Source organism: Sporomusa sp., assembly GCF_057736855.1.
Map to the genome: position 1 here is coordinate 564 of NZ_JBYKYF010000063.1, position 12,017 is coordinate 12,580.

Sequence of the window (12,017 nt, forward strand, 5' to 3'; positions counted from 1 at the left end):
GCTCATCACTTCAAGGTCCAGCCGAGGAACTTAACATATTATTGCGGCATGCTAAAGTGCTGCAAGAGATTATGGAAAAAACCAGAAAAGCTCTTAATGTAAAAACAACCAAAAATATTGATGAGTTAAAAACCGAATATAACAAACTTGCGCAACTACAAGCTGAGCTTTCACCGGCTCGTTTGTCCTATGACGCGGCTAGTAAACCAAGCAATCGTCAGGTTAGCGCAAATATAGAAGAAAATCTCGCGATTATAAAAAAATTATACCAACTTCCCCAAAACAAAGATGTTATTATCCGCCACTTAACTATAGCTCTATCTCCCCCCGTCAAAGCTATGCTGGTATTCATCGACGGGATGGTAGACAATAGAACAATGAATGAATCCATACTAGAGCCACTCATGTTTCTGACGGCTGACAGGATTGTGGAAGGAAAATCTGACAACCTGCTTACTCAAATTATGCATGAATGTTTACCTGCAAATCAAGTTAAAAAAGTAATTGACTACCATTCAGTAGAGGAGGGCATCAATGGCGGTGATACAGCGCTGTTTATTAACGGTGTCCCAGAAGCCGCCATTATTAGTACTAAGGGCATAGCACAGCGAAGCGTCACCAAGCCTTCAACTGAACAAACTATTCGCGGTTCACAAGCAGCTTTTAGCGAAGGATTGCGTATTAATACAGGCCTTATTCGCGCCACCTTAAAAAGCTCTGATCTGGTTACTGAAATCATAACCGTCGGCAAACGCTCAAACAACAGATGCGCCATTATGTATTTAGCCTCTGTAGCTAATTCAACATTGGTAACTGAGCTTAAGCGGCGTATCGAAGGAATTTCTACTAGTTTTGTTTCAGATACCGCTTCCCTGCAGCAATTTATCGAGGACCATCCAAATAGTTTATTTCCACAGGCGTTGTCTACTGAACGGCCTGACCGGGTAGCCGTACATCTGAGCGAAGGCCGCATAGCATTTATTCTGGAAGGCGTGCCCTTTGCTCACATTGTACCTGTAAGTTTCTTTACCTTTTTTCATTCGGCCGAGGATTTTTCTTTTAAACCCATTATCAGCACCAGTCTGCGAGTCTTACGGATACTGGCAGCCTTTATTACTTTACTGTTACCTTCTTTCTATCTTGCCATTTACTATTTTCACCAGGAAGCTTTGCCTACTGAGCTGGTATTAGCCATTGCCGGCGCGAAAGAACATGTTCCCTTTCCGGCATTGTTAGAAGTGCTATTGATGGAGTTGTCTTTTGAGCTTATCCGGGAAGGCGGACTGAGAGTCCCCGGTGTTCTGGGTTCCACTATCGGTATTGTTGGCGCTCTCATTTTAGGTCAGGCAGCCGTTTCCGCCAATATTGTCAGTCCAATTGTCGTAATTATTATTGCCCTTACCGGCTTGGCTTCTTTTGCTATACCCGACTTTCAGATGGCCTTAGCTTTTCGTATACTGCGCTTTGCCATAATGTTGCTGGCTGCTACATTGGGACTTGTTGGCGTAGCTTCCGGGCTACTCTTCTTAGTACTTACGTTGTGTAGTATGAAATCCTTTGGTGTACCTTATATGGTACCTGTAGCCCCTAAAGTGAAAGCAAATTTAGATGTTGTGGTGCGCGGGCCTGTTTATAGTCAAGAAGATCGTCCTGATGCACTAAATACAAAAGACAGACAGCGACAGCCGCGCATCAGCCGTAAATGGTTGAAAGAAAAACCTGCAGGAGAGGGTGACAAACCATGAGCTTCCAACCTGGACGCATGGGTTTGGCCGAAGGAACGGCACTGGTGTTTATTATTCTATTTCCACGCGTATTTCTCTCAACACCAGCCCTTATGGTGGATGCAGCCGCCAGTGCGGGCTGGTGGACAGATATTCTCAGTGGCATTCCTTCCATCATAGCTGTATTAATACTGCGTTATGTATTGAAAAATGTCCAGGGTGACTTTACCAGCATTAGTAAACAGCTCTTAGGTCGCCTAGGATCCTTTTTCTTTAATTTGTTGGGTATTGTTATCTTTTTTTCCAATGCAGCTATCCTCATCAGGCAATTTGCCGAAAATACTCTGCTTACGGCATTACCATATGTCGAATTTAGTTTCATTGTGGGATGGTATGCGTTTATGATCGCCTTGGCTGCCTGGTTTGGACTGGAAGTACTCGCACGAGCAACATTTATATTAATACCGCCCAGTGTTTTGGGCTTACTAGCAGTTTTATTATTATTAATTCCCTTTTATGACATTTATCAATTGTCGCCCTGGGTTGGATATGGGATTGTCCCTTCATGTAAACACGCTATTTTAAGTGCAGGCCTTAATACCAGCGGCTTGCTCCTTATTGTTGTGGCACCTGCCATGCAGGATATAAGAACCTTTACCTGGGCCAGTATATTAGGTATTAGCTGCAGTATCATCTTAAAAAGCCTGTCGATTATGGTGTTCACCATGGTATTTGGCGTAAATGGCGCACCTGAGAATACCTTGCCCTTCTATGAGATGGCTCGTCTGGTATATTTAGGCCGTTATATCCAGCGGATTGAATCGCTGTTTATACTATTATGGGTTATTGTCGGCATTTTGGGTATTGCTGTCAGTATCTATATAGCTTTATATTTAATTACTAGAGTGTTACAACTGCCAACCATGCGTCCGCTGATTCCCCTTTCGTGTTATCTTATTGCCCAATTGGCCATGATACCGCCAGATATTGCTACTGTCATCCGCTGGGATTATTACTTTGTCATTACTATGTTTAATGCTGGCTTATATGTAATGCCAACTGCCTTACTGTTCGGAGTCTTTTGGCACAAACGCAAAAGGAGGTCTCCGTCATGTCCCTCAGGATAAGTCTTTTAACTGCTTTCTTCATCCTTGGCCTGCTTCTGTCCGGCTGTAACGGTGCTAGAGAGACAAATTCAGTGGCTTATGTGCTGGGCATTGGCATTGATATAACACCCGATCAACAGTATAGCACAACCTACTTAATTGCAATTCCCCGAGCCATGAGCGGCGCCGAGAAAGGAGATAGTAAAAAATTAGTTGAAAAAATCACTATCACCGCTGCTTCGGTGGCTGAAGCTCATAATTTATTCACCTCGGTCATTTCCCGTACGCCCAATCTTTCCCATGTTAAATTGTGGGTAGTTAGCGAAGAGTTGGCCCGTAAAGGAGTGTCAGATATTATCGGGCCGCTGACTCGTTACCGCGAACATCGCGGTTCCATATATACTTTGGTGGTCAGAGACACAACAGCCAAAGAGTTTATCCAACAAAATGACCCGGTACTAGAATTGCTACCATCACGCTGGTCAGAAAGCCTATTAGCTATCGGACCTGAAAGCGTCTATTCGTTACCCAGTCAACTTCATAGTTTTTATGTCAGACTAAAAGATGCAAGCGGTTCACCTTATACTGCTCTGGCCGGCATTAATCCCAAAGATGACGCAAACAGGCTGACAAACAAACCAGAATCTTTCCAATGGGACTCAGGTTATTTGCCAGGTGATATTGCCCGCGAAGGCGGTAATCCTGTTACCATTATGGGCACAGCTTTATTTAAAGGCGATAAAATGGTAGGTATGCTAACAAATACTGAAACCCGGATGGTGTCTATCTTATTAAATAATGCACCTGAAGGATATTTAACAATATCTGACCCGCATTCAGAAGGCAACCATATTCAGCTTATGCTTGAATTAGGTCGCGCGCCTAAAATTACCGTCAGCCTTGTAGATGGATTGCCGATTATTCATATTGAAACAATGCTGGAAGCTGAATTGGTCAGTATTCCTAGCGGTATCAACTATGAATCTGACGAGTTAAGAAAAGAGCTAGAACAACATATATCAAAAACTATCTGTTTACAAATCGAAAATATGTTGGCCAAAACCCAACAACTTGAAACAGATATCGTTAACTTTGGTAAATATCTACGGCCCGCAGCCAAAAATTATACAGAGTTCAACGATCTTAACTGGAACAGTCTCTATCCTCAGGCTAAGATAACTGTCAAAGTGGATACCAAATTACGCCGTACCGGGCTAATGTTTAAGACTATGCCAATAAGGAAGTGATAGCTGCATGGATTACATACATCTCGGCATTGGTGCAGTCATCGGCTTTCATGCTCTAACCTATGCCTGGTGGCTCAAGCAACATGGCAACCGGATGGGTGCCCTCTGCATTTTGTTACTGGTATTAGCTACATTGGCTTTGCCGCTGGTACGTATAATGGAATAATTACAAAACAATCGCCGCCGGCTAATTTACCGACGGCGATTAGTTAATCCTGCTAAAAAACCAGCTGTAAGTTAACTAGCCGCAGTAGTGTTATCGGTTTTGTTTCTCTTAATGTACCCAATAATTACAACGGCTGCTGTCAAAACAATTTTAAGGAGCATTGCATAATTGCTGACATATTGTCCGATAGCACTATCAGAAACAATCATGGTGGCGGCTGCATACCCAAGTATAGCCGCTCCCATGTAGATAATGATAGGAAAACGATCCATAAGTTTCATTAAGAGTTGAGCGCCAAACACGACTAGCGGAATGCTAGTTGCAAGACCTACAGTAATCAAGCCGTATTTACCGGAAGGAACGGTTTGAGCAATAGCAGCCAGAGCAAGAACATTGTCAAGACTCATAATAAGGTCGGCAAACAAAATAATTTTAACAGCTTCAAAGTAGGAATTAGCTTCTCCTACCTGTTCTTCACCCTCATCTTTTTTCAAGAGACTAATAGCAATATATAGTAAAGCCAAACCGCCAACAAATTGGAGATATGGAATATCTAACAAATATGCTGCTACAAAGGTAAGAACAATTCTTAAAACAACTGCACCCACACTCCCCCAGATGATTGCTTTATTTCTTTGATCAGCCGGCAAATTTTTACTAGCAAGTGCAATAATAACAGCATTATCACCGCTTAATACCAAGTTAACCAACAGAATACTCCCTAAAGCCATAAACCACTCAGGTCCAATAGTACCGAAAAATTCCACAAATAATTCCTCCTTATTCTTGACTAGTAGTGCTTGCTGGACACCAAGCTATGCACGATCAAAAGCTATTTTCGCTTTCTTGATAGCTCCTCCTTTCAAAAAAATGAGACCTCAGTACGCAATAAATACATACCGAAGGTCTCACTATTGGTAAACTACCAACGATAATGCCAGATGCCTCACGGCACCGTATGTTGACAATTATCCTTTGAGTTACTCCCCTTACGATGAGAGCTATATTCAATTGATTGAATTATAGCTAATAACCTCCAGTATTGTCAAGGGGTATCAGAAATTGTTTTGTGTTTATTCAATCATATCGAAATAGTACCATTTATTAATATATTAATACCCCAACCCTTCACAAAGACCTATAGCTCAATAATCACCATAATAACGAGATAACTAGCGTAATATAAACGAAATGCATAGCTATACGCAAGATTTTAGACTAATTATTTATTGCAGCAATTGATTTTGCTTGGTAAATTAGTTATTATTTAGATGTATTTAGCACTCACTAACATAGAGTGCTAGTAATAGTACACGATTCTTTGGAGGTTTGTATGGTTCAAGAAGCAATTACCAAGGAAACAAGGGAATTTCAAGCAGAAACTAAACAACTTCTGGATCTGATGGTTCATTCTATTTATACCAATCGGGAAATTTTTTTACGGGAACTTATCTCCAATGCCTCAGACGCTATCGACAAGATTCGGTTTGAATCATTAACCAACCATGCCCTACTGGAAGACCAAACTGATTTTGAAATTTTCCTCATTCCCGATGAAACCACTCATACACTGACTATTTCTGATAACGGCATGGGGATGACGTATGATGAAGTCATTGAAAACATTGGCACCATCGCCAAGTCAGGTACTAAATCCTTTCTTGAAAAATTAAAAGAAGCAGGTTCAAGTGCTAATACTGAATTGATTGGTCAATTCGGTGTCGGTTTTTACTCAGCTTTCATGGTGGCTGAAAAAGTAACCCTACTAACCCGTGCGCCTGGCCAAACCAAAGGAGTTAAATGGGAATCAACTGGTGATGGTACTTACACGATTGAAGAATGCGACAAGGAAACACGCGGCACTACCATTATCTTAACGTTAAAACCGGAATATTATTCGCCTGAGCATCCTGAAGAGAACTTTTTAAATCGCTATGTCCTCCAAAACCTGGTAAAAAAATATTCCGATTATATCCGCTATCCCATTAAAATGAATTTTATCAAAGAAGAAAAGCCCAAAGACGCAGATGGTAAAATCATTGAAGATGCTGCTCCTATCCAAAAGGTAGAAGTACGCACCCTTAACTCAATGACGCCGTTGTGGGCACGTAATAAAAATGAGATCTCTCAAGATGAATATAATCAATTATATAAAAACATGTTCCATGATTGGGAAGACGCATTGGAGGTCATTCACTCAAAAGTCGAAGGTGCTGTTGAATATACTACTTTGCTCTTCATTCCTGCCCGTGCACCTTTTGACTTTTATCAGCGTGAAACCAAAACCGGAATCAGACTTTACTCCAAAAATGTATTTATCATGGATAATTGCCAAGATTTACTCCCCGATTATTTGCGCTTTGTCAAAGGTCTTGTTGACTCTCCTGACTTTTCCCTCAATATCTCTCGAGAACTGCTTCAGCATAGCCAACAATTAAAACTAGTCGGAAAAAATTTAGAAAAAACCATTTTAAAAACATTGGAAACAATGCTCGCCAAAGATCGCCCCAAATATGGGAAATTCTGGAATGAATTTGGCAAAGCAATAAAGACAGGTGTATATTCAGACTATCGCAACCGCGACAAACTAAAAGATTTACTGCTTTTCTACTCCTCCCATTCGGAAGAACTTACTACACTCCAAGATTACATAAATCGTATGCCTGAAAAACAAAAAGTCATTTATTACGCTACTGGTAAGGATCGTGCTGCCGTAGAACGTCTGCCACAAATGGAACTTCTTAAAGAAAAAGGTATTGAAGTGCTCTATCTTTTCGACCGAATTGACGAATTTACTATTGATGCATTGGTTGAATATAAGGATAAAAAGTTCCAATCAGTAAGCCGCGGTGATTTAAACTTAGAGGATATTGATTCTTCCGATGCCAAAAAAGCTGTAGAAGAAAAATCCAAAGAAAACGAGTCTTTAATTAAAGCAATAAAAGACCAGCTAGCCGATAAAGTTTCAGATGTTAAAATCAGTAGCCGTCTCAAGTCAAGTGCTGTTTGTCTAGTAAGCGGAGATACCGGCATTAGTTTATCTATGGAACAAATTTTAGCCGAAATGAACAGAACATCCTTTAAAGCAAGCCGTATTCTTGAAATCAATCCAGAACACGAAATCTTCGCCGTCCTAAGAAATTTGCATGAAACAGCTCCAGCCTCTCAAGAGTTCAAAGATTACTGCGATTTGCTCTATGGTCAGGCATTGCTTATGGAAGGCATTATCCCTGAAGACCCAATTAGCTTTGCCAATAAAGTAGCTGCATTAATGGCCCGCAACGGGAAATAATGTCAAGAACGCTCTGATCTATTATGTATATGGTCAGAGCGTTTTTTCTTTACTTTGCTAAGTCTAATATTACATTTGTTTTATATTTACCATTTTCATAACAAAAATATATAGCTGCCTACAATTACAATACTCCAATACTTTCACGCATAAATAAAATTATCGCGTTGAGTATATAGTTATCAAAAGTTTCAAATTCTCCAATTTTTTAAAGTTGCATATTATGTAGTATCAACAAATGGAGGTTTATAGCTGTGAATAATATAGGAAATGAGCTATGTATAGAATATCCTGAGATACTCGAAGCAGCCGAACCGCAAGACACTCGTCAGTGCTGCATCCCGTTTAATTGCCGTCCATATCATTGTCGACCATACTACTGCCGACCCTATCGCTTGTGTCGGCCATTTGACTGTTGTAATCCACGTACAATACTGTGGCCAACTTGAAACGAAATGGGTTTCCCAAAAGTCACCTCTAGATTAAACATAACATTTAAAATATAATAATATTGCGGGGGTAGATATACAGACGCTTCTAAACAGGCACCAGTCCCTTAGAACTTTGTAAATTACCCCTTCGGATTGGCGATGGATGCTGGGTTTTCACGGCTGGCCGTATTACCCGGACCATCGCCGTTATATTTTTTAACTTTCAATGCTACATTATCACCTTATTCCACGGGAAAACTAATTGTAAGGAGGTGATAACATGCACAAAAAATCGCAAATGGATTCGTTTGCAAGTGAGTATGCTATGAGTGCTGGTGACAATGCGTTATCACGCGAGCAAATCAAAAAATCCATTATCTCCGAGGCTATGACCAATGAACATAAACATCGGGAAGCATTTGAAGAATTCTTAGAAGATATGGACAAATGATTAAACAAAGCTTGTCTAGCATCACTTCAGCCGGAACTTTCCGGCTACTAAAATGGTCGTTTTTTACGCCGTTCCAGTGTCTCTTCCATCCGTTTAGCTGCTGATTTAGCAAGACTATGTCGAGAGTATATCAACTTACCCCGACATTGGACGACATAGGCCATAGCGGCAGCTGTCAGCGGTACAATGTGAAATCCTTTACCAGCGTCGATAATGGCGAAATGCTGCATATTGATATCCTCCTTACACAAAATGTTAGCCAATCACCCCTGGTTCGCACGATTGTGTACTCGGCGGTCACCGTTTTAAATGCTTCAGTAAACCCTAAACAAATTATCCAGCTGATTGCGTTCGGCATTAAACTGCTTGGCCCTCTTGTCGGCATGATTTATAATAGGATATGCAGCTCATTATGAAAATGCTATGCTTTTACTAGCGCGGGTATAATGACATGATCCGCACTATATCTTTAGCTTGGTACTGAACTGGTCAGCGTTAACCAAGTCTGACAAAGCCCATTGAAGACATATAGATGCTAAAAAATATTGTCGTAGACTCTTATTAGGCCATTTGCATGGTCTTTTTTATTTACCGACATAGTAATTTATTATCAGTCTGTCTCCTGGTTGAATCATCCCATAAGGCTGCCGATTATAAAATACGGTATCCCAGTTGAGCTCAATAATTCCTTCTCTAAACTCCCTTACATCTCGACGGACTGTAGATTTTTTCATAAACTCATATGCGATTTGATCTAAGGTGTCTCCGCTTTTCACAATATACACTTCAGATTTTAACTCACCCTGGTTCGTATCTTCCATATTTCCGCAAGTAGCAATGGCTGCAGCTATCAATCCAATGACTATCAATTGTTTCATTTTATAACCCTCCACAAATGACTTAGTCAAACTAGATGACCATTTGTACATTTTATGAGCAAAATTTATACTTCATGTCCCGGGAATCACAGCTCTGAGATAAATTTAAAAAATATAACAACCACAGCTTGGCGAAATTAAAATCAACATTCTGAATGATTTCCTTATACCCTGAACATCTAAACTATAACTCCAAGGATTTATTTCATATCCGTCGAATAGATGTAATAAAAATTCATAAAGGAGTTTTTGGTAAATGAAAAAACTTGTTATCTTGGTTGTATGCGTATTACTAGGATTGGTTTCAATGAATGCTGCAGCCAAATCTAACCAAGACGAACCTCCCGCCACCATTCCAATTACTAATGAGCAATCCAGTAGTATCCGTCTATCTTCCCAACAACTAGTAAAAGATACGAAAGAAGTCTTCATAAGCCCCAAGCACTGGGATAACAAAAATTGGAATAACTTTTTATTACTAAGTGGCCTTACTTATCTTACATATAAAAATGATGACCATATTCAACATTGGTCACAAGAAAAGCGCAGTAAACGTACCAATCGCGCAGCAAACATTGGTAATGCATTCCCCGTGGCAGGTGCTGCTTATTTAACAAGCACATATTTTTGGGGAAATGAAAAACAACGTTCATTTGCTGCTACAGGACTTGAGAGTATGGGAATTGCTGTACTCTCTACCGAAGTCATCAGCGCAGCTACAAACAGAAATCGGCCAAACGGTAAAAACCACTCATTTCCATCTACGCATACAGCCGCTGCCTTTGCATTGGCAACAGCTATTTCTGATGAATATGGCAAAGAAGATAAGGCAATTCCTTATTTCGCTTATGGACTAGCCACATTAACAGCATTTGGACGCCTTAATGACAATAAACATTGGGGTTCAGATGTTGTGACCGGTGCTTTAATTGGCCATTATACCGCAAAAACGATAAAAAAATTGCACGATTCTAAAAAACTTCAGGTAAATCCATATATAAATTCAGATCAACGAGGTCTAGTTATAACCAAATCATTTTAGTATTAATAGAGACCCAAGCGCGACAAGCTGGATCATGGTAAGCATCAAAAAAAAGCCGTTACCTTGAAACTTACTCAACGGTAACGGCTTTCGCTTTGCAATCATTGGTAGAACAATTCGGCTATGACTTTTGCAATCCTTCAACTGGCAAACGCCTGTAACTATTTGATTTTAGCCATATGTTGGCCTAAGGATATCTGGATCGACGGTGCTTAGATTCTAAGCTTTTTAGAAAGATACTTCGTTTTCCTTCACCATTATACTATTCTTTAAAACTTTTCATGATCATTGCCAGTACGTCCTCCTTGACGGCTTCGTCAAAGGATAAGGAAAAACTTACTCCCTCTTTTGTCCATATAGCAAGATGGATTCCGTCATTTTTACCTTTTACGAGAATTTTGGTATTCTCAACAGTAACAGTTTTAATTTTATTATACACATTATAATCACCACTGATATCGGCATTTCCTTGGGCAGTACGATATATAATGCGACGATCACCCTTCAAGTAGATGATTTCTGCCAGGTTATTATTTATAACCATAATGTTGGTCAGTTGATAACCATCTGGCAGAGTTTCAGGTACTACAAACGTAAAACCTATTGCTTTTCGTGCTTCATCCAAAGTATGGTAAGTTAGCAACGGATTAGGTACTGTAATGGAAGCTGAAACTTTATCCTGTTTAGTCGAACCAGTTGATATACTTATAACACTATCTTCTATCCTAACACAATGGGTATCGGTTAATATCACTTTAAATAAGTCAAGAGGCACATAAGTAGATCGGTTAATGATTATCGGAGCTACTCCTAGTCTTTGTGGCGCTGTCATTCCGATAGCCTTACTGCTAGATATTACATAGATGTCTTCGCCAATAGTTAAATTAGTTTGTAGGGTGCCATTATCCAGGTGGATAGCTTGCTTTAATTCATCCCAGGTCACAATAAATCCTAGTGCTTCTGCTGTGATTTTAAGTGGGACCATGGTTTGGTCATTTACTTCAACAATATTTAGTGTTCCTAGATCAATATTCTGGCCGTCAACGCTGAGATTGTATTGCACTACAGGAGATTTCTGCAACACAGTAGTAGTGGAATTTGGAGAAATGTGCACATTGAATGTATCAGCAGCAAATGCAGGCATTGCTGCAAATGTCATAGTTGTAGCACATAAAAAAACAACAAGTAGTTTTTTCATTGTAAGAACATTCCTTTCTCTATTCTCTTTATGATATTCTGAAATTGAGCTTCCTAACCTGCACATCTGAGCATTGACTGCAATTCTGCATTTCTTTCTCATTTTAAGCCATTCTAAATGTCGCATATTGTAATTTTGTGACAATAAAACAAATTTAGTGTAAAATAGCGTAACAGGGGGCAGAGTTGTTGACATTCTTCATTTGTGTCAATAACCATGTCCCCTATTACGCTGTTGCAGCTATTTTACAAATTCTTTTGAACCTAACTAATGTATCTATCTCGCCAAAATTATTATTTGGCTACCATCAGTTTGTCGATCAGCAATATCTACTAATAAATCTGATCGACATTAACAGCAAATGTTGCACAAGTATCCCTTGCAGTTCAGCTAGTAGTTACTATCCATGCCGGGCAAACATCTAAAAAGGGGCTGTCGCGTTAAGACAGCCCCCAAATAGAAAAACTGCAACCAGTTACTTC

Annotated in this window: 11 protein-coding genes; 7 read left to right on the forward strand and 4 right to left on the reverse strand. The window is 40.0% G+C overall.

Annotation, left to right across the window (positions count from 1 at the left end):
* From AC29Z1_RS06150 to AC29Z1_RS06165, 4 genes are all read left to right on the forward strand, one after another.
* Positions 1-1,745, forward strand: a 1,745-nt coding sequence (locus tag AC29Z1_RS06150) for a spore germination protein (protein WP_488270578.1), incomplete at its 5' end; no start/stop codon positions are given.
* On the forward strand, positions 1,742-2,851 hold the full coding sequence (locus AC29Z1_RS06155) for a GerAB/ArcD/ProY family transporter (RefSeq protein WP_488270579.1): 1,110 nt from the start codon (positions 1,742-1,744) through the stop codon (positions 2,849-2,851). The genes AC29Z1_RS06150 and AC29Z1_RS06155, both read left to right, overlap by 4 nt.
* Complete coding sequence (locus AC29Z1_RS06160) at positions 2,836-4,077, forward strand: Ger(x)C family spore germination protein (protein ID WP_488270580.1); 1,242 nt, start codon at positions 2,836-2,838, stop codon at positions 4,075-4,077. The genes AC29Z1_RS06155 and AC29Z1_RS06160 overlap by 16 nt, the downstream gene beginning before the upstream one ends.
* 7 nt (positions 4,078-4,084) lie before the next feature.
* A complete protein-coding gene (locus tag AC29Z1_RS06165; RefSeq protein ID WP_488270581.1) occupies positions 4,085-4,243 on the forward strand; it encodes a hypothetical protein in 159 nt (52 codons plus the stop codon).
* 71 nt (positions 4,244-4,314) lie between these two features.
* Here AC29Z1_RS06165 and AC29Z1_RS06170 read toward each other — a convergent pair whose 3' ends face one another.
* Positions 4,315-5,010: a TerC family protein gene (locus tag AC29Z1_RS06170; protein ID WP_488270582.1), complete on the reverse strand. Its 696-nt coding sequence runs from the start codon at positions 5,008-5,010 to the stop codon at positions 4,315-4,317.
* 566 nt (positions 5,011-5,576) lie between these two features.
* On the opposite strand from AC29Z1_RS06170, the gene htpG reads away from it, so the two are divergent.
* Both htpG and AC29Z1_RS06180 read left to right on the forward strand, forming a co-directional pair.
* Entirely contained in the window at positions 5,577-7,535 is a 1,959-nt protein-coding gene (gene htpG / locus AC29Z1_RS06175; protein ID WP_488270583.1) for a molecular chaperone HtpG, read from the forward strand.
* Between the two features lie 711 nt (positions 7,536-8,246).
* On the forward strand, positions 8,247-8,417 hold the full coding sequence (locus AC29Z1_RS06180) for a hypothetical protein (RefSeq protein WP_488270584.1): 171 nt from the start codon (positions 8,247-8,249) through the stop codon (positions 8,415-8,417).
* Positions 8,418-8,464: 47 nt separating this feature from the next.
* On the opposite strand, the gene AC29Z1_RS06185 is transcribed toward AC29Z1_RS06180, so the two are convergent.
* On the reverse strand, positions 8,465-8,647 hold the full coding sequence (locus tag AC29Z1_RS06185; protein ID WP_488270585.1) for a hypothetical protein: 183 nt from the start codon (positions 8,645-8,647) through the stop codon (positions 8,465-8,467).
* A 354-nt stretch (positions 8,648-9,001) separates the two neighbouring features.
* Positions 9,002-9,295, reverse strand: coding sequence for a LysM peptidoglycan-binding domain-containing protein (locus AC29Z1_RS06190; protein ID WP_488270586.1), 294 nt, complete (start codon positions 9,293-9,295; stop codon positions 9,002-9,004).
* A gap of 256 nt (positions 9,296-9,551) precedes the next feature.
* Here AC29Z1_RS06190 and AC29Z1_RS06195 point away from each other — a divergent pair, with 256 nt between their 5' ends.
* Entirely contained in the window at positions 9,552-10,337 is a 786-nt protein-coding gene (locus AC29Z1_RS06195) for a phosphatase PAP2 family protein (RefSeq protein WP_488270587.1), read from the forward strand.
* 262 nt (positions 10,338-10,599) lie between these two features.
* Here the strand turns inward: AC29Z1_RS06195 and AC29Z1_RS06200 are convergent, their stop codons facing one another.
* Positions 10,600-11,496: a stalk domain-containing protein gene (locus tag AC29Z1_RS06200; RefSeq protein WP_488270588.1), complete on the reverse strand. Its 897-nt coding sequence runs from the start codon at positions 11,494-11,496 to the stop codon at positions 10,600-10,602.
* Positions 11,497-12,017: the final 521 nt, after the last annotated feature.